Consider the following 21369-nt stretch of genomic DNA (forward strand, 5'->3'; position numbering starts at 1 on the left):
TTTATATCAAAGTTATCAGGGGATTCCTCAGAGCAGAGCCTACAAATCCAAGCCAAAATTCTGAATACTGACACCTAAAACTTACCAACAACGTCAAATCGAAGAGATGGAAACCGGGTGTAGATACACCGGTGAGCTTCCGAAACAAGGATGTTTCGGCAGAGCCTACATGGAGTGTATTCACGGCGTCTCACAGGCGTATCTGCATATGAGGTCGTTCATTCACATCCCTGTGATCACGACATTGGTGCATCCATGCACTGCACCTGCCGCAGGCAATTCAAATACAATAAGGCTCAATGTTAGCACCAGCTAGGGATTGTCCATTACGGCTACGGCAACCAACAAAGAAACTTCTTAACTTGTTTTCCAACAAGCTAGCTTGCGATCCGCAACCTCGCCACAACACCACTTTATTGCTATATTAGCGGCCATTATCTAAGACAGGCTGTGCCACAGGCGCGGCCAGATCCACCTCCACCATAAAGGGCATTCAATGAAAATTGGTATTATCGGCGCCATGGAGCCAGAAGTCGCTCATCTTATCGCGTCTATGACAGACACTCAGACCCAAACCATCGCCGGCATAGAGTTTGTTGCTGGACAGCTTGAGGGCAAAGAGGTGATCGTCACCCGCTCTGGCATAGGTAAGGTCACCGCCAGTGTCGCCACTACCCTGCTGATTGAGAAATATGCCCCAGATTACGTGATCAACACAGGTTCTGCTGGCGGCTTCGTCGACAGTCTGGCCATCGGCGATATCGTTATCTCCTCAGAGGTACGTCACCATGACGTGGATGTCACCGCCTTTGGCTATGAAATTGGCCAGATGGCGCAGCAACCCGCCGCCTTTATTCCCGACGCCAAGCTGGTTGATGCCGCTAAGCAAGCCGTGGCAAGCCTGGGCGAGGTGAAGGCAATTGAAGGCCTTATCTGCACCGGCGACAGCTTTATCTGCGATCCTGAGCGCACTAAGGTGATGCTGAAAAACTTCCCCACCATGGCTGCTTGTGAGATGGAAGGCGCCGCGATTGCTCAAGTTTGTCACCAGTTCAAGGTGCCATTTGTTGTGATCCGCTCACTGTCAGACAACGCCAACAACGACTCACCGGTCGACTTTGACAGCTATCTGGTCAAGGCGGGTCATCACTCGGCGCTGATGGTGATCGCCCTGCTAAAACAGCTTTAAGCATCACGCCTTAAGGCTGACACCGCAAGATGCAGGATCTTATTCAGCAGTTACTGACGGACAGTCCCTTCTACCAAGGGGCTGCCATCTTGTTGGTGGCAATCGTGATGGCGCTACTTGCGCCGCTTCCCCGGGAATACCAGGCCTTCTCCTGGTTTTCTCACCTGGCCAAAAGCCTGTCGGCCAAGGTAGCTCGGAGCGATCGCGATGCGGGTCAGCAGCGACTGGCGGGCAGCCTCTCTATACTGCTATTAGTTGTGCCCTTCTGGCTGATCTTAAGCTTTCTGCTGGAGCTTGCTGCTTTTCCCTGGTTCTTCGAGTGCGTGTTTCTTTATCTCTGTCTGTGCGATGAGCAGTTTCATAAGGTGGCCGAAGAAACCGCTCTGGCGCTCAGCCGTCAGGATAAACAGCAAGCACGCCAGCTGCTGAGTCACTGGGTTTATCGTGACACCCGCGAGCTTTCCGAGGTAGGACTCTGTAAGGCAGTTATCGAAAAACTGCTTACCACTTCCATCTATGGCACGGTCGCCACCATACTCTTTTTCGCCATCGGCGGCGCGCCTTTAGTCCTGGGGGCAAGGATGATCAAACAGCTGGAGTACACCTGGCCGGCGCTCAACCCTGAGTATCGTGAGTTTGGCCGCCCGGCCTATCTGCTGAGCTCTCTAATCTATTGGCTGCCCACTCAGGCCTGGAACTTCACCTTGGCCATCCAGGGAGGCCCTGGCGCCCTGATGCAGCTGTTAAGGCCACCTAAGAGCCCACAGCCGGTCAACAATTACCTGCCTACCTGCGCCTTGACGGCTAAGGTGCTCAATACAGAGCTTGGCGGCCCACAAAAGTTTGCCGGTCAAAAGGTGGCGCTTATGCGCATAGGTACAGGTCCCAAGCCGACCCTCCACACCATCAGCGCCGCCCTAAAACTGGCCCGGCTCAGCAAAGGCATCTGGATACTCTCGCTGCTTTTACTCCCCTGCCTCTGGGCTATCTTGAGGCTGCTGGCACACGCATAATCGCTACATCTCAGGTATCACGGCCCGTGCTTTTGACTAGACAAGCTTCAACCGCTTGGTATTATTCTCTTCTGGCCGCAACATCATGACGCTATAGGCATAACGACTTTGTTTGATAACCTCCATATTTCACTGACCACACCGGCGCTGCTATTTCCGGCTATCTCATTGTTATTGCTAGCCTATACCAACCGATTTTTCTCACTGGCGGCCTTGATCCGCAGTCTGAGTGCCGAGGGAAAGCCAGTACACTCTGGTCAGCTGAAAAACCTGCGCAGGCGCATCGTCATCATTCGCCGCATGCAGGAGGCGGGCGTTTCCAGCTTCGCCCTTTGCGTTTTGTGTATGATCTTCATCTATATCGGTTTTAATAAAACAGGGTCTATCATCTTCGGCTCAAGCCTGCTACTGCTGCTCTATTCTCTGGTACTGTCTGTGATTGAGATCCGTATCTCGGTCGATGCCCTGAACTATCACCTGCAAGAGCTAGATCAATGAAGGAGTGGATCTACTTTTTCGACCTGTGCGGCACCGCAGTCTTTGCCCTCTCTGGCGCGCTAGCGGCAGGACGTCACCGTATGGACCCTTTCGGAGTCATAGTACTGGCCTCGGTCACCGCCATCGGCGGCGGTAGCATACGCGATGCCCTGCTGGGAACCACACCGGTATTTTGGATCCGCGACCCTAACTACATCATAGTGATCCTGGCAACCGTACTGCTGACACTGATCTTTATTCGTAAACCCAAGAAGGTGCCGCAATACACACTGCCAGTAGCCGATGCCTTAGGTCTGGCGCTTTTTACCGTGATCGGTGCAGAAAAAGCACTCAATCTTGGCCTCAGCGGTATGATTGCCGTGGTAATGGGCTTGATAACTGGCGTGGGAGGCGGCATTATTCGTGACATACTCTGTCGCCAGGTTCCCATGATATTACGCACCGAAATCTATGCGACTGCCTCGATTTTTGGTGGGATCAGCTATACCTGTGCCATCGCCTGGGGCTTGGCAGATAAGGTGGCCTTGGCCGTCGCCATGATAAGCGCGTTAGTCATACGACTGGCCGCCATCAAGTGGCACCTACGACTTCCGGCGTTCGACTTAAAGAAAACATAAGATGATCAAGCAGTTTTTAGTTAGCATTCTGATGATATTGCCCCTGGCATCCCAGGCGGCACCCGGCGATATGCCCGCCGAGCAACAGATGGCGATAAAATATATCCAAGCGCTGACCGATCACGACTATCGCACCCTGGCCTCTTTCTATAATCGCGAAAGCATCTTTAAAGACCGCACTGCCAGCAAAACCTACACAGGGCAGCGCGATATTATCGAGTTTTTCGAGCGCGCCCATCGCGGCGTACTGGAATATGATTTCAACATAGAGCATATGTATAACTCAGGCTCTTTAGTGGTGATGATAGGTAACTACCATTACCGTGGTCCGGGTAGTCTGTTTGGCAAACCGGGCAAGGTGATCGAGCTGGCTATCCCTGGCGTCACCACAGTCAGGCTGGATCTGGCCAATCACAGGGTCAAAGAGCATGAAGATTTAATGGATTATCAGACCATGCAAGACCAGCTCGCCACCCAGTAGACGCCACCCAGCCGTTTTCGAGCTTTCCTGAATACATTTTCCTGCACACATAAAAAAGGCCTGCATCTGCAGGCCTTTTTAAATTAATACTGAGAGTATTAACCGCTAAGCGATTAAACCAGGGTGATCTTGGCAAACTTGCGCTTACCTACCTGGAACACACCTGTCATGCCAGAATTTAGCACTAGGCGGCTGTCTTCAATCTTTTCGCCATCAAGCTTGGCGGCGCCTTGCTTGATCATACGCATCGCTTCAGAGGTCGAGCTCACCAAACCGGCGTCTTTAAGCACGTTGGCGATACCTATACCCTCACCGGCAACAATCTCAATCTCTTGGATATCATCGGGAATCGCGCCTTTTTGGAAGCGATTGATGAACTCCTGATGCGCCGCTTCTGCCGCCGCCTCGTCGTGGAAACGGGCGATAATCTCTTTAGCCAGAGCGATCTTCACATCTCTTGGGTTAGTGCCATTTTCGACATCGCTCTTGAGCTGAGCAATCTCTTCCAGTGGACGGAATGAGAGCAGCTCGAAGTAACGCCACATCAGGTCGTCAGAGATAGACATGATCTTACCGAACATCTCACCGGCAGGCTCACTCACACCGATATAGTTGTTGGCAGACTTAGACATCTTCTTCACGCCATCCAGACCTTCCAGCAACGGCATCATGATAACCGTTTGTGGCTTCTGACCCGCGGCTTTTTGCAGCTCACGGCCCATCAACAGGTTGAACTTCTGATCCGTACCACCCAGCTCGACATCGGACTCTAACGCCACCGAGTCATAGCCCTGTAGCAGTGGATACATAAATTCGTGGATAGCAATCGACTGTCCCGAGGCGTAACGCTTCTTAAAGTCGTCGCGCTCCATCATACGTGCCACAGTTTGTTGTGACGCCAGACGTATCATGCCCGCAGCGCCGAGCGGCTCTAGCCAGCTTGAGTTAAATTCGATACGCGTCTTGGCTGGGTCCAAAATCTTATAGACCTGCTCTTTATAGGTTTCGGCATTCGCCAATACCTGCTCGCGGGTCAGCGGTGGACGCGTGCTGTTTTTACCACTCGGGTCACCTACCATGCCGGTGAAGTCACCGATCAGGAAGATCACTTCATGCCCCAGCTCCTGGAAGGCACGCATCTTATTAAGGATCACCGTATGGCCAAGATGGATATCTGGCGCGGTAGGGTCGGCCCCCAACTTGATGCGCAGAGGACGTCCCTCTTTGAGTTTTTCCAGCAGATCCGATTCGAGCAAGATCTCGTCGGTACCACGTTTAATTTCTGCTAATGCTTGGTCTAAATCAGCCATCTTGGCAGCTACTCCTGAGAGCCGGTAAGTAAATAATGGGGACTAATGTTACTTGTTAGCCAGCACAAATGAAAGAGTGTACACTAACAGGATCGGCTTAAGTGTTAGAAATTGGTATCGGAGTCAATGGGAAAGATCATCACACTCTTAAAACTATTACCCAGATTGCACCAAATCATATTGAGTGCCTTAGTGATCATCACCCTAAGCGTGATATTTATTCCCTCAGAAGATGCTGAAGCCTCCCGCTCAACCAATACTGCGCTATCGGGTAAAATCACCTTTGGTGATCGCGACAGCTCGCCCGCCAGCAAAGATGACACAGGCAGCGACGCTAAGTCTCATGCTTACCCTGTCCCGCTCGCCTTTCGCACGCCAGAACCTCCAAGCGCCGATGAAATAGCCCGTGATACCCAAGCGAGCGATAACCTAGATCTCAATGACAATGCCCTGACTCAGGGGAGCATTGCAGACGCAGCCCCTGAAGCGGAAAGAGAGAGCAGCGAAGAGTTTACCGTACGCCGAGGCGATACCCTGGCGGCGCTGTTTAAACGCGCCGGCCTGAGCGCCCGCGATGTCTATGAGATAACCTTACTCCCCAAGGCCAAAAAGAACCTACTGAAGATACTACCTGGTGAAGAGATCATTATCGTCAAAGATGATGCGGGTCAGCTCAAGCGAGTGGTCTACCATTTAGACCCTATCTCTACCCTGAAGATCAGCAAAGATGCCAAAGGCTACAGCGAAGAGATCATCAAGAAGCAGGTGGAGCAGCGCACCAAATTCGCCAGCGCTACCATCAACAGCAACTTTTGGAACGCTGGGGTGGGCGCAGGATTAACGCCGAACCAGATCATGCAGCTCGCTACCATCTTCGGCTGGGATATCGACTTTGCCTTAGATCTACGCCAAGGCGACAACTTCGCCATTTTGTTTGAAGAGGAGTACGCCGACGGTGAGTTTTTGCGTAACGGTAATATCTTAGCCGCCGAGTTCTACAACCAGGGCGATCGCTATACGGCGGTGCGCTACAAAGATGGTAACTACTACTCAGAGGAAGGACGCAGCATGCGTAAGGCCTTCCTGCGCTCACCGGTCGACTTTAAGTATGTTAGCTCCAGCTTCAACCCGCGCCGCCTGCATCCTGTGACAGGCCAGGTAAAAGCCCATAGAGGGGTAGACTATGTCGCCGCCGTGGGAACGCCCATCAAGGCTGCCGGTAAAGGGCGAGTCACCAAGTCAGGTTATAACCAGTACAATGGCAACTATGTCTTTATTAAGCATAACGAAACCTATACCACCAAATACTTGCATCTCAAGCAGCGCAAGGTGAAACAGGGGCAGACGGTGAAACAGGGGCAGATCATCGGCACCCTGGGCGCTACTGGCCGGGTAACTGGCGCCCACCTGCATTACGAATTTATCGTCAACGGCGTGCACCGCAACCCACGCACGGTCAAGCTGCCACAATCACTGCCCATCGATAACAAGGAAAAATCTACTTTCCTCGCCCTAAGCAAACAATTGATGGCTAAACTTGAACAGAACAAGCAAGTGCAATTAGCCTCCCATTAGTCTCTCTTTTTAGGTCAACAGACCCCAGGACACCTTGATGAGCAAACATTACTATATCGGTCTGATGTCGGGCACCAGCATGGACGGAGTCGATGCCGTGCTAGTCGACTTCACCGATAACAAGATCACTCTGGTCGATACCTATACCGAGCCCCTTCCCAGTCATCTGCTCAGCGGCCTACAACGCCTTTGCCAGTCGGGCTCAGATGAGATCAACCGTATGGGCATACTGGACCGCAGCGTCGGCAAGCTGTTTGCCCAGGCCGTAGAAGGCTTGCTGGCCAAGAGTGGCGTAGACAGACATCAGATCACCGCCATTGGCAGTCACGGCCAAACGGTGCGTCACATGCCTAACCTAGAGCTGGGGTTTACCCTACAAATTGGCGACCCTAACACCATCGCCGCCCTCACAGGCATAGATGTTATCGCCGATTTTCGCCGTAAAGATATCGCCCTCGGTGGTCAAGGCGCACCTCTGGTGCCCGCCTTTCACCAGGAGCTATTTGCCAAACCTGGCCACCAGCGAATGATCCTCAATATCGGCGGCATCTCTAACATCACCTATCTACCTGGCGATGCCAGCGCTGTGATAGGGTTTGATAATGGTCCGGGCAATACCCTGATCGACACCTGGATTAAACAGGTACAGGGCGAGGCTTACGATAAGGACGGTGCCTGGGCGGCTAGCGGCAAGACAGACGAGCAGCTGCTTAAGCAGATGCTGTCTCACTCCTATTTCTCACTCAGCGCCCCCAAAAGCACAGGACGCGAGCTGTTTAACCAGGCATGGCTAGAGCAGCAAACCGCCGACTTTGGTTACCTGGATGAAGCGGATATTCAATCTTCCCTGCTTGATTTGACCTGCCACAGCATAGCCAACGACTGCCTTAAGCTCACCGATAAGGCCGAGCTTTATGTCTGCGGAGGCGGCGCCTTTAACACTGAGCTACTCAAGCGTCTAAGTGAGTTACTGCCTAACTACCAGGTTAATACGACTGCCAGCCTAGGTATCGCTCCACAATGGGTCGAGGGGATCGCCTTCGCCTGGCTGGCGATGCGCCATAAGCTTGGCTTACCCGGTAACCTGCCCGCCGTCACTGGTGCCAGCCGCGAGACAGTCCTCGGCGGCCTCTTTCCCGGTAACTGATCACGACAGCTAACACTATCCAAGGCGCTGCGCACCGCCCGACCCGGCAACAAAACTGTTAGCCTAGGGCGGCGCAGATTGCTATTATGGCGGCCAATCGGCCCAGCCACTAAATGATGAAAGAGACCACAATGACCAAGAGTGCACAACAAGCCAGCCAGATGACCCCAGAGGCGCGTTACGACTACCTCGCCGAGCAGGCCAAGGAGACCAAAACCCTATGGACCCTGCAAGACGCCGACGGCTGCGTCATGCTGACCACAGAAGATGAAGATTGCATCCCTATGTGGCCCTGCGAAGAAACAGCCAAAATGTGGGCGGTCGATGATTGGGCCGACTGTATCCCCTTGGCTATCGCGCTGGACGAGTGGCTGGAACGCTGGGTACCAGGCATGCAAGATGACGATCTGTTTGTCGCCGTCTTCCCGGTACAGGAAGATCTTGGCGTGGTGATCCCACCCTATGAACTAGAGCAGCGCCTGACGCCCAAGGCGCGTCACTAATAGGCTCACCAATTAGCTCATGGGAGAGAACAAGTTGTCGACGCCAGAGATAACAGAGACAAAGGCCCAAATAGACGCCTCTCAAGCCGTTACAGAGCAAACTGCCAGCGCACAGCCTGCAAAGGCCAAGTTACCTAAGCGCTTAATGGCGCTGCTGGCGCTACTGACGCTCGCCTCCATCAGTGGTTTGATGGCTAAGCAAGGGGTACTGTTTTGCATGCTCACCCTGCTGATGGTGATAGCCGTTCTAGGCCGTCAGAAAGCAGGGCTCTATATGCTCAGGGGCTACACCCTTATCCAGCTGGGCCTGGTGAGTCTGCTGCCGGTGATCTTATATGACCCAGACAACCTGGTGGCAGGTCCATCAACTTTTCATCTGGGAGAGTGGCAAGGCAAATTGCCAGATTGGTTAGTGTTCACTGTACTGATACTGCTTGCTCTGCTGCAGGTCTGGATAGCCTTTACCCCAAAGGTGAAGGCCTACTGTCATATTAAGAACAGCATGAATATCATGAAGTAGCCTAAGGCACTCGGCTTTCAACTAAGTCCCAAAAACAAGCACAAAAAAAGCCAGCATTGCTGGCTTTTTATTTATCACTTATCGGTGCTTAAGCTGCGATGGGCTTATACCGAGAAGCTGGCACCACAACCACAGGTCGTCGTAGCATTCGGGTTTTTAACGAAGAAACGCGACCCTTCCAGTCCCGAGGTGTAATCCACTTCGCCGCCTACTAAGTATTGTAGGCTCATTGGGTCAACCACAAGTTGAACCCCTTGCTTCTCAACGGTAAAGTCACCTTCGTTGACCTTCTCATCGAATGTAAAGCCATACTGAAAACCTGAACATCCGCCGCCCGTTACGTAAACACGTAACTTAAGTGCGTCGTTTTGCTCTTCCTCCAATAAGGTTTTAACCTTGGCCGCTGCCGCGTCGGTAAAACGAATTGGCATTGTATCTTCAGCTTGTTCAGTCATTACTACCTCTTACATCGGTTTGCTGAGCGGAATTATCCGATACCTGACTGTTTTGTTCAAGTAATAGTCGTGGATCGGTTGAAATCTGTGACGTTTCGCCCTCTTCGGCTGGGGCGTAAGCCTCATCAGCTAGGGGCTCCTCGGGAGCGTCGGGCTCACCACCAGAGCGAGTGCCTAGATCGGTTTCGCTATCTGGGGTAACCAGTAACTCCTGAGCGGTGAAACTTTGCTGCGCCTTAGCTCCTTTGCTCCAGCGGCTCGCCGGCACTATCACCTCAGCCTCAACCCTAGAAAGTTCAAAGTCGGCAGGTAGGGTGATCTCGGCTTCCAGAGTTTGGAAATAGCGAAAACTAAAAGCGAATTTAGTATCGGTCAGTGAGGCGAGCGGCAAGGTCACCATCTTCCCCTGCTGCACACCGATAAAAGCAATTTTTGCCTGCCCCTTCAGCGCCTGCTTGCGCTTTTGCAGCTGAGTAAGCACTAACTTGACCCTATACTGATTAGCCAGTGGCCCAGGAGTCATCTCCAAGCCATGAATGGCCACACCATCGGCCTGATGCTCCGGCGCCATGATGCTGCGGTAGAAGGCCAACTCTCTGTCGAGCGCCTTCTGTTTTTGATGTTGCTCCAAAAACATCTTCTGCATATTGCTGTTGGCTTCGCGCTCGAGAGAAAGCTCCAGATTTCGCGACGCCAGCACCTCGGCCTGCTCTTTGAGTGCCTGACGCAGCTCGGCCTCACGCCCGTTGGATTGCGCCGGCCTGACGGCATTGTGTGATGACCAAAGATCCCAGGTCAACACACCAATAAAAAAGGCCACGATCACTAAACAAAACAGATAAACGCTCGAAGGTCTAATTTTTCGTTCGAGCACTTGCATGCGATCGATCCAACGATGATAATTTGGCATTAAGTACAAGCCCCTTATAATAATTTTTTATTCGCCCCGCGAAGCTCTTTACGACTGATCCGGAAGGTTACTGTGCAGCTCAAAATAAATAGCGCAATACAGCAATGCCAGAAATACCTCAATACCGACCTCAAAGATAAATTGGCCCAGGCCAAGATCAGTGTTCAGCTATGCGGCCTGGCGCTTGCTTTTGCTCTGGTGGCGTCCGGAGTGATCATCCTATTTCGTCTCTTGCTGCAATGGCTTAACCAGCTCACCCAGACCCAAGAGTGGCAGTTTACTGACAACTGGGGCGACTGGCGAGTCCTATTACCCCTTTTAGGCGCGATCTTAATCTGGTTTGTGGCCGTTTTGGGATCTAAGCGTTACAAGCGCATGGGGATCGCCTATGTGATGCAGCGAATGAAACTGCACTACGGCAAGATCCCATTACAATCGGCACCCGGCCAGTTCTTTCAGGCGCTCTTTGCCCTGGCCACCAACTTCTCGGTAGGCCGCGAAGGGCCTGCGATTCACTTGGGCGCGGTGAGTGCCAGCGTGATGGCGGAAAAATTTAAGCTGCCCGACAATAGCGTGCGCATCATGTGTGCCAGTGGCATCGCCGCCGGTATTGCCGCGACTTTCAACGCCCCGCTGGCGGCGGTGATCTTCGTGTTCGAGGTGATCCTGCGGGAATACAAGGTGCACTACTTCTTCCCCATTATGCTCTCCGCCATCTGCGGCGCCCTCTCCAGTCAGTTGGTGTTTGGCAATATTCACGAATATGAGCAGATAGGAGTAAGTCATATTCCCCTATCTCAGTATCCTGTACTGGCCCTATGCGGTATCACTTTGGGCTGCATCGCGGCGCTGTTTAATCACACCCTGCTGAAAGTCACCGCAATGGGGCAGCAACATCCACTTATCTTACGGCTATTGCTCGCCGGACTTATCACCACGCTTATCGGCTTCTTTCTGCCCCAGGCACTCGGCAGTGGCGACCTGGCCATCAGCCATGCCATTAGCGAGCATCCCAGCCTTGTGCTGCTCATTGGCTTGTTGCTTGGCAAGATAATCGCCACCATCGCCGCCATTGGCCTAGGGATCCCCGGTGGCATTATAGGCCCACTGTTTGGCATAGGCGCACTTATTGGCGCCATACTGGCTGTGGTCAGCGCCATGTTATTTCCCACCATCACCCCCTATGTCGGCCTCTATACCGTCATCGGCATGACAGCCATGATGGGGGTCTGCCTTAGCGCGCCTCTGGCCGCTCTGGTCGCCCTACTGGAGCTGACCAATAACGCCGCCATCATCTTACCCTCTATGTTCGTGACCATACCGGCATTCTTGATTGCCCATCAGGCATTCAACACAAAATCACTGTTTTATAAACAGATAGAGCTAATGGGGCTGGACTATAAGATCTCCTCGGTGAAGCTTGGCCTGCAAAAGAAGGGGGTTCGCGCCGTGATGGACAAACGTTTCGTCATCGTTAAAGACAACGATGAGCTGCTGCTTGAGGTGCTTAAACGCGCCGAAGGCCGCTCGGTATTGATGCGCAATAATCAGGGCAAGATGGAGATGCTGCAACTCGAGCTACAGGCAAGCGACGAGGTAAGCACATTGACTCGCCACCCCATAGAGGGCCTAGTCGACACAGCAACCCTTAAAGAGGTCTACGATATTCTCTCAAAAGAGCGCCGCGGCGAGGTGTTTATCTATCAAGACAGGCCAGACAATGTCGTGGGGGTGATAAGCTGGGTGATGCTACAAAAAGAGATCAACCAAGGGCAGATTTAATCAATGCCTCAACCAAGCCCCAAATTCTCCCATGCCGCCATCCAATTGAGCTAAAAATGCGGCGGCTGGAGCAGGCCATAATCCCATGGGACAGAACAATTTGTGAGATGACCAAGATATCGACAACTCCCCCGTTAAATATGCCCTGCGGGTTATTCCACCGCCCTACTATGTCTGGTATAGTGTCACCTCAGCCACCCTACATAACTTAGGGCTGAATGACCACGCACTTAGGCCATTTAGTCCCCCGAAATTGGAAATAAAGGCTGATGACTCAGTTTCAAGGTTCACACATCCTCTCGGTAAACCAACTCAACCTAGATGCCGTTCAAGAGATCTTTAGTGTTGCCACCCGAATGACCCCCTATGCCCTTAGGCAAAAACGTACCACAGTGCTCGATGGCGCGATTCTGGGAAATCTGTTTTTCGAACCCAGTACCCGCACCCGAGTCAGCTTTGGCAGTGCCTTTAATCTGCTTGGCGGTAAGGTCAACGAAACCGTCGGCATAGCCACCTCATCCCTCTCTAAGGGTGAATCGCTTTACGACACCGCCCGCGTACTATCTAGCTACTCAGATGTGATCGCTATGCGTCACCCTGACGCCTACTCGGTACGTGAGTTTGCTGAAGGCAGCCGAGTCCCAGTGATCAACGGCGGCGACGGCCCCAATGAACACCCGACTCAGGCATTGCTGGATCTCTTCACCATACAGAAAGAGCTGGCCGCCGGCGGGCGCAGCATCAGCGGCATGCACATTGCCATGGTGGGTGACCTTAAATTTGGTCGCACGGTACACTCATTGTCGCGCCTCTTGTGTATGTACAAAGATGTGACCTTCACTTTGATCTCACCAAAAGAGCTGGCAATGCCAGACTATGTGATCAATGACATTGAAAATGCTGGGCATAAGATCACAATAACAGATCAACTTGAAGGCAATTTAGTGCAGGCTGATATACTCTACCTGACGCGTATTCAAGAAGAGCGTTTTCCTTCGCAGGAAGAGGCCAACAAGTATCGTGGTAAGTTCCGCTTAAACCACAATATTTACACACAGCATTGCAAATCAAATACAGTGATCATGCATCCGCTGCCCCGCGACTCGCGAGAGCAGGCCAACGAGCTGGACAATGACCTCAATAGTCATCCAAACTTGGCCATCTTTAGGCAGGCAGACAACGGATTGCTTATTCGCATGGCACTGTTTGCGCTGACATTAGGTGTTGATTCGCAACTAGAGCAACACGAATGTCCGGTAAATTGGTATTCACAAAAAGCCGATTTTTAATCTGGCGACGACTTTAAAGGATCTAGAATGACCCGTTCTGAAACCCTATTTGAGCAGGCTAAGAAAACTATCCCTGGTGGCGTTAACTCACCAGTACGTGCCTTCAACGGCGTCGGTGGTTCACCACGTTTCATCGAAAAGGCCGATGGCGCTTACATCTATGATGCCGACGGCAAGGCCTATATCGACTATGTTGGCTCTTGGGGGCCGATGATCTTGGGTCACAATCATCCAAAGATCCGTCAAGCCGTGTTAGATGCGGTAGAAAATGGTCTCTCTTTCGGCGCGCCAACCGAGCTTGAAGTGCAGATGGCCGAGAAAGTTATCGAGATGGTACCTTCAATGGAGCAGGTCCGTATGGTCAGCTCAGGTACTGAAGCCACCATGAGCGCTATTCGCCTGGCACGCGGCTTTACCAATCGCGACAAGATCTTAAAGTTTGAAGGCTGCTACCACGGCCACGCCGACTGTCTGCTAGTAAAAGCAGGCTCTGGCGCGCTGACCTTAGGTCAACCAAGCTCTCCAGGTATCCCTGAAGATTTCGCCAAGCACACACTGACAGCCGTATATAACGAGCTGGAATCTGTGAAGGCGTTGTTTGAACAGTACCCGGAAGAGATCGCCTGTATCATTCTTGAGCCAGTTGCCGGCAACATGAACTGTATCCCACCTATCCCAGGCTTCCTGGAAGGTCTGCGCGCCCTGTGTGACCAGTATGGTGCCCTGCTGATCATCGATGAGGTGATGACAGGTTTCCGCGTCTCTAAGAGCGGTGCACAAGGCCACTATGGCATTACTCCTGACCTGACAACGCTTGGTAAGGTGATTGGCGGCGGTATGCCTGTAGGTGCCTTCGGCGGCCGTAAAGAGGTGATGCAATTTATCGCCCCTACCGGCCCTGTCTACCAGGCAGGTACATTGTCGGGTAACCCTATCGCCATGTCGGCAGGTCTAGCGCAGATGGAAGAGCTGTGCGCCGAAGGTCTGTATGAAGAGCTGGCAGCTAAAACCAAGCGTATCGCCGAGGGCTTTAAAGCTGCAGCGAACAAGCATGGTATTCCACTTAGCATCAACTATGTGGGCGGTATGTTCGGTTTCTTCTTTACCGAGCTGGAGCAGGTTACCCGTTTTGACCAAGTCACCCAGTGTGATGCCGAAGCCTTCCGTACCTTCTACCACGGCATGCTGGACGAAGGGGTTTACCTGGCGCCTAGCGCGTATGAGGCAGGCTTCCTCTCTATGGCACACGGCGAGAAGGAACTAGAAGAGACTCTGGCCGCTGCCGATCGCGTCTTCGCCCGCATGGCCAAGTAGTTATAGTCAATAGTTCAAACCAGAAATTCTGGCAAGAAAACAGAAAAGGACGCCCTGGCGTCCTTTTTTATTGTCAGGTTTTTAGCACAGACAAATATTGGCAACCAATGACCCACTCTCGGTCAGCCTTAATACTTAATCTGCCCTTAATACTTAACCCCTTAATACCTTAATACCTAACATCCCCTTAGCTGATATCACTCACCCAAAAATGGCTTTAGTTAACCGCCATTCAACTAAGCTCCTCCCCCTAAACATCAATCCAGCTGGCTGACGGCCTATCGTAAACAATTTATTCCAGGCAGCCCCTTATATCCAGTAGAGACTATTGCACAAAAAGCCATTGCCAGCAGAAAACCCCAAAACCGCTAAAACCAGATCAAGCGATTTAGCAGCTTTCACCACAGATCGAACGAATAGAAAAATTTTGCGCTAGTTCATAAGTCTACGGGTGAGCGAGATCGCATTTTTGGCCGAAATTAGACTAAGGTAACGCTTGCGTATTATCTCATCCTATGGTCAGATCGCGGCCTAACACAACAACCTTAATTAAACCTTGATATAAATCATACCGTCTCACCTTATCCGGACGGCGATTAATATCTGCTGTCGGAACAAATGTATGCTCAACATTTTCCTCATAACCCTTGCTGTGCTAGCGCTGTTAAGCATTATTTTTGAAGAAGTTACTCACATCAATAAGGCTAAAACCACTCTCTTTTTCGGCTGTATTGCCTGGATCACGCTATTTGTTGCGGCGCGGGATCCCAGCCACCAGCACCTGGTGGCAGAGGAGCTCGACCATAACCTGTTGGAAATCGCGACCCTCTGGCTGTTCCTGATGTCCACCATGACTTTTGTGGCCTACCTCAACGCCAAAGGAATGATTCAAATCCTGGTGCAGAAATTGTTCCCGCAGAAAGTCTCGGTACGCATGCTGATGATTCAGGTAGCCCTCTTCTCACTGGTGCTGTCGGCCATCTGTGATAACGTCACCGCGACCCTAGTTTCACTGGGCTTGTTGACCACCTTCCAGCTAGAGAGCCAGATGAAACGCCGCATGTCGGTACTCATCATCTTCGCGGTCAACTCAGGCGGGGTCGCCTTGATCACCGGCGATGTGACCACATTGATGATCTTCCTTGGGGGCCATGTGCATATCTCTCAGCTGTTGATCCTTTTCATTCCGGCAGCGATCAGCGTGATGTTACTGGCAGTACTCTTCTCACTAAAAGCCGAAGGCCATGTGAGCACCACTCCTATCAAGCGTCAATACACAGGCCTTGATATGCTGATCGCCCTTATCTTCCTGATCACCATCATAATGACCATGGTGCTTAACATCTTCTTTGGTATCCCACCAGTGTTGACCTTCCTGTCTGGCCTATCGGTGATGTTCCTCATGGGCACACTGCAGCGCAGCAACAAGGAGGAGCTACAGATCCTCGAATATATCCGTCAGGTGGAGTTTGATACCCTGCTCTTTTTCCTGGGGATCTTGCTGTTGGTCGGTATGCTCAAAGAGATAGGCACTCTGCATCTGCTGACCGAGGTTTACGCCAAGTTTGATCCTAACGTCTCTAACTTCGTTGCAGGTATCGGCTCGGCCATCTTAGATAACGTGCCGCTGACCGCCGCCTTGCTGAAAGCCGAACCTGTACTGACCACGCCAGAGTGGTTGGGGCTCACCTACTCTGTGGGTGTCGGCGGTTCACTGCTGGTGATTGGCAGCGCGGCAGGGATTATCGCCATGAGTAAGGTCAAAGAACTAACCTTTGTCACCTATCTCAAGTATGTCCCTGCACTGGCGCTATGTTACACCTGTGGTTATGGGTTAACCCTGCTACTGGCCTATGAATTCTTTGGTTGATCCCGAGCGTTAAGGCAAGACATAAAAAAGGCGATGAATATATCATCGCCTTTTTATTAAGATTTCCACAACCATAATGGCCCTGTGATGCCAGCATAGGAGGCCACTAAATAGCAGGCACCTTAAACTCGGTACCGGCCACTTCCAGCACGACATCTCTTGGCCGTATCTCGACAATCTTAAGTTTACCGCCAATCATGTCACCCTGTTGCAACTCGGCGCCATCCACATTCAACCAGCGATTATTAGGATCGTTGGCATACACATGAGCCAGAATATTAAACTCTGGCACCTGCAGCTGAACCCCTGCTGGCAATTGGCCATATTTAGGCAGGTCATCAGGTTTATCCGCAGGGATAGGGTCTAGCTTAGGCTCAGTCACCGGCGTGGCAATCGCGTTTTCCTTCTCAACCTCTTTAAGTGCCGCCTCAAAGGCTGCCACCAACTTGCTACTGTCTTTCACCGCCTGACGAGGCTTAATCACTTCAGACTCCTGCTGCGGCGCTGGTTCTACCTCGAGTCCAACATCGGCGGCGGCTTCATCAACCTGGGCCTTAAGAGAATTAAGCAGCTCACGGCCACGCTGATTGGTGTTGGCCCCTAAGATAATGGGTTCTTCAGCACTGACTTGTGCCAGCGAATTAACCGGCTCGGCTTCTCTGATAACCGAAGGCTCCACTACAGAGCTTTGAGCAGTCACAATTGGACGGCTCGGTATTGGCGGCTGAGCGAGTGGGCGCTCAAGGGGCACAGGCAGGGCCACCTTACCGGCCAGCTTAACGCCAGGATTAGGCGACCTACTTTGCGTTATTGGCAAAGGCTGAGCCATGCTCTGGGATTCGCTCCTAGGCTTAGGCGCTGCCTGAGTCTGGATTGCTGCTGGTTGCTGCGCACTTTCACTGCTCAGCTTCCCCCCCTGTGATGAGGAGAAGGGACCCTGGCTACTAAAGAGCCAAGCCAGCGCAACAGCGCCGCCCAGAGCCGTACCCAGCAGGCCAAACTTTAGCGCCAAAGGCCATTTAGGCTGCATCGCCTGATACTGAGCCCTAGGGGTTATCACAGGATCCAGCGGCTGCTCTTGCTGTTTCGCCCGTGTCACAGCATCGAGTAAGATAGACATTAGTAACGTCCCTCGCCTTGCAATCCCTCTTGCAATCTAGGGCCTTTGTCGCTGAGGTAGAGATTCAGTTGCACTAAGGTCTGGCTGCCCGCAATGGCATCGGCTCGCAGACCGTGCTGACGCTGAAATTCCATCAGAGATTGCTCAAGCTCGGCATCGAAATATTCCACCAGCCGAGGCGGCTTGTGTTGGATCTGCGCCAAGGCATTTTCCAGCCACTGGATCTGCGCCGCTGAAGCTGTGCGGCCTATCTCCTTAGGTTGATAACTCGGCGCCTGCCATAGGATCTCAAAGGTGCCGCTAAAATGGCGGGTAAACCAGTCTCTGTCGACCCATAACTGCTGCTCCGCCAATTGCAACAGCAACTGCTCTCCCTGACGGGCAACCACAGTGCCATAGAAGGGTTCACCCTGTTGATCTTGAAGATAGACCACTGCCGGATAATTGAGCCTCACCAAGGAGTGCCAGTTGCCCTGCTGCTGGAAACAATCTAGCCCCTGCTGCTTGGCTGACTGACAAGCGGTCAAACCAACATAAGGCGCCTTATCCCACACCCCCAGAATACTGGCGTAGGCGGTATCGATATCACGGCTCTGGGCTATCGCCTGGCGCAGTATGCGTTGATCTGCACTCAAGGTTACATCCTTGGCTTCATTTTGCTGGCGAGTGACCTGACTAGCCACCTGAGTCTTAACCGGCTCCTGAGTCGTGTTTGCGGCAGCAGACGGTTCACTTGCCTGCACGCTGCCCGCCTGTCCCTGCAAGTTAAACAGGTAAAAAGCCCCGGCAAAAGTTGCCACAACCAGAGTCGCCGCCGTGGCTGGCCAGAAAAATTTACGTGGCTTAATCTCCTCGCCCAAGACTTCGCTGGCGGCGGTTCTCACCATATTGGCATCGATAGGCACCTTAGACTGAGCATAGCCCGCCATCAAGGCGCGCTCACACAGTAGGTTAATCAGCCGCGGAATACCGCCACTGTATTGATGCAGCGCCTTAATGGCACTGCGATGGAACAGTGGTTCATGGCGGCCGGCCACCTGCAATCTATGTTGGACATAGAGGGCAATCTCATCCTGAGTTAAAGGTAACAGATGATAACGGGCGGTAATACGCTGAGCCAGCTGCCTCAGCTCCTGACGCTTGAGCAGCTGTTGCAGCTCGGGCTGGCCGATAAGGATCACCTGTAACAGCTTCTTGGTATCTGTTTCCAGATTGGTTAATAGCCTGAGCTGCTCTAACACCTCGGCGCGCAGGTGCTGCGCCTCGTCGATGATCAGCACGGTATTACGCCCTTTCTCATGATTGGCGAGTAAAAACTGGCTTAACTGATCGGTCAGCTGTTTCAGGGTTGGCGACTCGCCATAATGCACCCCGAGTTCATCACACAAGGTGGCCAGCAGCTCAAGCTCGGTCAGTGAAGGATTGAGGATAAAGGCTGTATCGGTATTGTCAGGCAGTTGATTGAGCAGGCTGCGGGAGACAGTGGTTTTGCCAGTACCCACCTCGCCGGTCAACAACACAAATCCGCCTGTTTCACCCAATCCATAGGTTAAGTGTGCCAACGCCTCGCGATGTCTGTCACTTAAGAACAGATAGTGAGGATTGGGTGCGATCGAAAACGGGTTATCGCTTAGTCCGTAAAACGCCTTGTACATGCAGCCTCAGTCCTAAAATAATAATGACGGTTCAAATTAATCCCTAGGGGAGACGTTGTCAAAACTTCCCCCCAAATAATTGCGGCCACGCAGAGGCGAAACAGTAAGGCTTAGCTGCCATGCCATGATAAGCTAACCACATAGATTTAAAGAGACGCTTTGGTGATACGTGAAGACCTATTTAGTTGGCGGCGCCGTCCGCGACCAGTTACTCAACATTCCCATAAAAGATCGTGACTACATGGTGGTAGGCGCGACCCCAGAAGAGATGCTTGCCAAAGGCTATAAACAGGTGGGCAAAGACTTCCCTGTTTTTCTCCATCCTAAGACCCAGCAGGAATATGCCCTGGCGCGCACCGAGCGTAAGACAGGGCTAGGCTATGGCGGCTTTAGCGTCTATGCAGCGCCGGATGTTACCTTAGAAGAAGATCTGCTCAGACGGGATCTCACCATTAACGCCATCGCTCAGGACGAGCAGGGCCAACTGTATGACCCCTACGACGGTCAGGCCGACATCGACAAGCGCCTACTCAGACATGTCTCCCAGGCATTCGTTGAAGACCCTCTACGAGTACTGCGAGTGGCCCGTTTCGCCGCCCGCTTTCACTCTTTAGACTTTAGTGTTGCTCCCGAAACCTTGGCCTTGATGCAAGAAATAGCCAAGAGTGGTGAGTTAGAGGCCCTGACCGCGGAGCGAATTTTTCAGGAGCTGGACAAAGCCCTGAGTACAGAAGCGCCTCAGGTGTTTTTCGAGGTGCTCAGAGAGGCGGGCGCCCTGGGCATCCTTTTTCCCGAGCTAGAGGCGCTGTTCGGTATCCCCCAGCCCGAAAAGTGGCATCCAGAAATAGATACCGGCATTCACACCCTGATGGCACTGGAGCAGGCAGCGCACCTCAGCCAAGATAAACGCGTGCGTTTCGCGGCCTTAGTGCATGATCTTGGTAAGGCCTTGTCACCCAAGGATCAACTTCCTAAGCACCATGGTCATGGACAGAAGGGACTGCCGCTCATCAGGGCCCTGTGCGAGCGCATTCGCGTCCCCAACGACTACCGGGATCTGGCGCTCTTGGTGAGCGATCAGCATCAGAATGTCCACAAAGCCTTCGAACTAAGGCCTGAGACCTTAGTCAAGCTATTCGACAAGGCAGACCTGTGGCGTAAGCCTGAGCGACTGGAGCAACTGCTACTGGCCTGTGAAGCTGATATCAAAGGACGCACAGGGCTGGAGCAGATGCCATACCCCCAAGCAGACTACATTCGGCACTGTTTTACACTCGCTCAGGGCGTCGAGATCAAACCCATCATAGAAGCCGGATTCAAAGGTGCTGAAATCAAAGCCGAATTGCAAAAACGCCGCGTCACTCTGATTAGTGAGCACAAGGCCAGCCAGCCCTAGAAAGCAAATGTAACGATAAAGGAAAGTTAATATTTAGTGACGACTAGCCAAAATTTAGGCAAAAAAGCTCGACAAACTTGATTTTGGATACTCATGAGATATTGTATTACGGCCTTAGGGTGGAAATTCATAGCAAAATAAAATAGCTATGACATAATTAACCAGTTGCAGTTGTACTTTTCGGCTGCTCCAACTCAATCCAACTTATTTAAAGGGATTTCCCAATGAACAAAAAAGTACTGATGATTGCTGGCGTAGCAATGACTGCCCTTCTTGGTGGTTGCGCGAACACTACTGCTCTAGAAGAAAGCGTTGCGAACCTAGGCAACAAGGTTGATCAATTGTCAGCTGAAGTTAGCTCTCTTAAGTCTGAGCAAGGCGCTCTTTCTGCAGACGTTAAAGATGCAAAAGCTGCTGCTATGGACGCACAAGCTGAAGCTAAGCGTGCTAACGATCGCATCGACAACATCGCTTCTTCTTACAAGAAGTAATTTGTCTATAAGTTAAACTTATTTATCAATAAGTTAACTTATAAGGCTTGGTTAAAGGTGACTAATTGTGACACGCATAGTGACACACACCTAACCAAGCCTTAATTTTTTCCACCATTCAATATCTAAGCAAAATGACTTTTTAGCGCCTTGAAGCAAAGTATTCTCGGCCTATCCATCGCTACTTCGCTATTTATCCCCTCAGCTCTAAATAGTGATCCAAAATGCTCATCC

Annotated in this window: 20 protein-coding genes; 15 read left to right on the forward strand and 5 right to left on the reverse strand. The window is 52.0% G+C overall.

Features of this window, described 5'->3' with window-relative positions:
• The first annotated feature begins 496 nt into the window (after positions 1–496).
• From mtnN to NY07_RS14560, 5 genes are all read left to right on the forward strand, one after another.
• The gene (gene mtnN, locus NY07_RS14540) at positions 497–1189 is read left to right on the forward strand and encodes a 5'-methylthioadenosine/S-adenosylhomocysteine nucleosidase (RefSeq protein WP_033540084.1); all 693 of its coding nucleotides are present in this window, start codon (positions 497–499) and stop codon (positions 1187–1189) included.
• Between the two features lie 29 nt (positions 1190–1218).
• Positions 1219–2202, forward strand: coding sequence for a cobalamin biosynthesis protein CobD/CbiB (locus NY07_RS14545; protein ID WP_052125756.1), 984 nt, complete (start codon positions 1219–1221; stop codon positions 2200–2202).
• 108 nt (positions 2203–2310) lie between these two features.
• Positions 2311–2700 (forward strand): DUF2721 domain-containing protein, encoded by a 390-nt coding sequence (locus NY07_RS14550; RefSeq protein ID WP_033540085.1) that lies wholly within the window; start codon positions 2311–2313, stop codon positions 2698–2700.
• Positions 2697–3317, forward strand: a complete 621-nt coding sequence (locus tag NY07_RS14555; protein WP_033540086.1) for a trimeric intracellular cation channel family protein — start codon at positions 2697–2699, stop codon at positions 3315–3317. The genes NY07_RS14550 and NY07_RS14555 overlap by 4 nt, the downstream gene beginning before the upstream one ends.
• 1 nt (position 3318) lies before the next feature.
• On the forward strand, positions 3319–3798 hold the full coding sequence (locus tag NY07_RS14560) for a nuclear transport factor 2 family protein (RefSeq protein ID WP_033540087.1): 480 nt from the start codon (positions 3319–3321) through the stop codon (positions 3796–3798).
• A 113-nt stretch (positions 3799–3911) separates the two neighbouring features.
• On the opposite strand, the gene tyrS is transcribed toward NY07_RS14560, so the two are convergent.
• The gene (gene tyrS, locus NY07_RS14565) at positions 3912–5108 is read right to left on the reverse strand and encodes a tyrosine--tRNA ligase (protein WP_033540088.1); all 1197 of its coding nucleotides are present in this window, start codon (positions 5106–5108) and stop codon (positions 3912–3914) included.
• A gap of 126 nt (positions 5109–5234) precedes the next feature.
• On the opposite strand from tyrS, the gene NY07_RS14570 reads away from it, so the two are divergent.
• The 4 genes from NY07_RS14570 (at position 5235) to NY07_RS14585 (ending at position 8853) form a co-directional block, all read left to right on the forward strand.
• Positions 5235–6683, forward strand: coding sequence for a peptidoglycan DD-metalloendopeptidase family protein (locus NY07_RS14570; RefSeq protein ID WP_033540089.1), 1449 nt, complete (start codon positions 5235–5237; stop codon positions 6681–6683).
• Positions 6684–6720: 37 nt separating this feature from the next.
• Positions 6721–7830: an anhydro-N-acetylmuramic acid kinase gene (locus NY07_RS14575; protein ID WP_033540090.1), complete on the forward strand. Its 1110-nt coding sequence runs from the start codon at positions 6721–6723 to the stop codon at positions 7828–7830.
• Positions 7831–7961: 131 nt separating this feature from the next.
• Complete coding sequence (locus tag NY07_RS14580; protein ID WP_373681758.1) at positions 7962–8333, forward strand: DUF2750 domain-containing protein; 372 nt, start codon at positions 7962–7964, stop codon at positions 8331–8333.
• A 19-nt stretch (positions 8334–8352) separates the two neighbouring features.
• Positions 8353–8853, forward strand: coding sequence for a hypothetical protein (locus NY07_RS14585; protein ID WP_373681759.1), 501 nt, complete (start codon positions 8353–8355; stop codon positions 8851–8853).
• A gap of 104 nt (positions 8854–8957) precedes the next feature.
• Here the strand turns inward: NY07_RS14585 and erpA are convergent, their stop codons facing one another.
• Both erpA and NY07_RS14595 read right to left on the reverse strand, forming a co-directional pair.
• Positions 8958–9308 (reverse strand): iron-sulfur cluster insertion protein ErpA, encoded by a 351-nt coding sequence (erpA, locus tag NY07_RS14590; RefSeq protein ID WP_011864821.1) that lies wholly within the window; start codon positions 9306–9308, stop codon positions 8958–8960.
• Positions 9301–10218 (reverse strand): DUF6776 family protein, encoded by a 918-nt coding sequence (locus tag NY07_RS14595; RefSeq protein WP_033540092.1) that lies wholly within the window; start codon positions 10216–10218, stop codon positions 9301–9303. Before NY07_RS14595 ends, erpA begins: the two co-directional genes overlap by 8 nt.
• A gap of 72 nt (positions 10219–10290) precedes the next feature.
• Here NY07_RS14595 and NY07_RS14600 point away from each other — a divergent pair, with 72 nt between their 5' ends.
• From NY07_RS14600 to nhaD, 4 genes are all read left to right on the forward strand, one after another.
• Positions 10291–12000 (forward strand): chloride channel protein, encoded by a 1710-nt coding sequence (locus NY07_RS14600; RefSeq protein WP_033540093.1) that lies wholly within the window; start codon positions 10291–10293, stop codon positions 11998–12000.
• A 269-nt stretch (positions 12001–12269) separates the two neighbouring features.
• The gene (locus NY07_RS14605) at positions 12270–13289 is read left to right on the forward strand and encodes an aspartate carbamoyltransferase (protein ID WP_033540094.1); all 1020 of its coding nucleotides are present in this window, start codon (positions 12270–12272) and stop codon (positions 13287–13289) included.
• A gap of 27 nt (positions 13290–13316) precedes the next feature.
• The gene (gene hemL, locus NY07_RS14610; protein WP_033540095.1) at positions 13317–14603 is read left to right on the forward strand and encodes a glutamate-1-semialdehyde 2,1-aminomutase; all 1287 of its coding nucleotides are present in this window, start codon (positions 13317–13319) and stop codon (positions 14601–14603) included.
• Positions 14604–15225: 622 nt separating this feature from the next.
• Positions 15226–16473 carry a sodium:proton antiporter NhaD gene (gene nhaD, locus NY07_RS14615; protein WP_033540096.1) on the forward strand — a complete coding sequence of 416 codons (1248 nt, stop codon included), beginning with the start codon at positions 15226–15228 and terminating at the stop codon, positions 16471–16473.
• Positions 16474–16579: 106 nt separating this feature from the next.
• On the opposite strand, the gene NY07_RS14620 is transcribed toward nhaD, so the two are convergent.
• The gene (locus NY07_RS14620) at positions 16580–17593 is read right to left on the reverse strand and encodes a general secretion pathway protein GspB (RefSeq protein ID WP_033540097.1); all 1014 of its coding nucleotides are present in this window, start codon (positions 17591–17593) and stop codon (positions 16580–16582) included.
• Positions 17593–19248, reverse strand: coding sequence for an ExeA family protein (locus NY07_RS14625; protein ID WP_033540098.1), 1656 nt, complete (start codon positions 19246–19248; stop codon positions 17593–17595). The genes NY07_RS14620 and NY07_RS14625 overlap by 1 nt, the downstream gene beginning before the upstream one ends.
• A gap of 169 nt (positions 19249–19417) precedes the next feature.
• Here NY07_RS14625 and NY07_RS14630 point away from each other — a divergent pair, with 169 nt between their 5' ends.
• The gene (locus NY07_RS14630; protein WP_033540099.1) at positions 19418–20644 is read left to right on the forward strand and encodes a multifunctional CCA addition/repair protein; all 1227 of its coding nucleotides are present in this window, start codon (positions 19418–19420) and stop codon (positions 20642–20644) included.
• Between the two features lie 224 nt (positions 20645–20868).
• Entirely contained in the window at positions 20869–21135 is a 267-nt protein-coding gene (locus NY07_RS14635; RefSeq protein ID WP_028762277.1) for an Lpp/OprI family alanine-zipper lipoprotein, read from the forward strand.
• Positions 21136–21369: the final 234 nt, after the last annotated feature.

The sequence above is a fragment of the Shewanella sp. ECSMB14101 genome (assembly GCF_000773485.1).
In the GTDB taxonomy this organism is placed as follows: Bacteria; Pseudomonadota; Gammaproteobacteria; order Enterobacterales; family Shewanellaceae; genus Shewanella; species Shewanella marisflavi.

Excerpts from the sequence above, each read along its gene's own strand:
- NY07_RS14545 (WP_052125756.1), top strand. The coding sequence starts at position 1,219 with ATGCAGGATCTTATTCAGCAGTTACTGACGGACAGTCCCTTCTACCAA.
- mtnN (WP_033540084.1), top strand. The coding sequence starts at position 497 with ATGAAAATTGGTATTATCGGCGCCATGGAGCCAGAAGTCGCTCATCTT.
- NY07_RS14580 (WP_373681758.1), top strand. The coding sequence starts at position 7,962 with ATGACCAAGAGTGCACAACAAGCCAGCCAGATGACCCCAGAGGCGCGT.
- NY07_RS14595 (WP_033540092.1), bottom strand. The coding sequence starts at position 10,218 with ATGCCAAATTATCATCGTTGGATCGATCGCATGCAAGTGCTCGAACGA.
- NY07_RS14575 (WP_033540090.1), top strand. The coding sequence starts at position 6,721 with ATGAGCAAACATTACTATATCGGTCTGATGTCGGGCACCAGCATGGAC.
- erpA (WP_011864821.1), bottom strand. The coding sequence starts at position 9,308 with ATGACTGAACAAGCTGAAGATACAATGCCAATTCGTTTTACCGACGCG.
- NY07_RS14560 (WP_033540087.1), top strand. The coding sequence starts at position 3,319 with ATGATCAAGCAGTTTTTAGTTAGCATTCTGATGATATTGCCCCTGGCA.
- NY07_RS14625 (WP_033540098.1), bottom strand. The coding sequence starts at position 19,248 with ATGTACAAGGCGTTTTACGGACTAAGCGATAACCCGTTTTCGATCGCA.
- NY07_RS14585 (WP_373681759.1), top strand. The coding sequence starts at position 8,353 with ATGGGAGAGAACAAGTTGTCGACGCCAGAGATAACAGAGACAAAGGCC.
- tyrS (WP_033540088.1), bottom strand. The coding sequence starts at position 5,108 with ATGGCTGATTTAGACCAAGCATTAGCAGAAATTAAACGTGGTACCGAC.
- NY07_RS14620 (WP_033540097.1), bottom strand. The coding sequence starts at position 17,593 with ATGTCTATCTTACTCGATGCTGTGACACGGGCGAAACAGCAAGAGCAG.
- NY07_RS14570 (WP_033540089.1), top strand. The coding sequence starts at position 5,235 with ATGGGAAAGATCATCACACTCTTAAAACTATTACCCAGATTGCACCAA.
- hemL (WP_033540095.1), top strand. The coding sequence starts at position 13,317 with ATGACCCGTTCTGAAACCCTATTTGAGCAGGCTAAGAAAACTATCCCT.
- NY07_RS14635 (WP_028762277.1), top strand. The coding sequence starts at position 20,869 with ATGAACAAAAAAGTACTGATGATTGCTGGCGTAGCAATGACTGCCCTT.
- NY07_RS14555 (WP_033540086.1), top strand. The coding sequence starts at position 2,697 with ATGAAGGAGTGGATCTACTTTTTCGACCTGTGCGGCACCGCAGTCTTT.
- NY07_RS14605 (WP_033540094.1), top strand. The coding sequence starts at position 12,270 with ATGACTCAGTTTCAAGGTTCACACATCCTCTCGGTAAACCAACTCAAC.
- nhaD (WP_033540096.1), top strand. The coding sequence starts at position 15,226 with ATGCTCAACATTTTCCTCATAACCCTTGCTGTGCTAGCGCTGTTAAGC.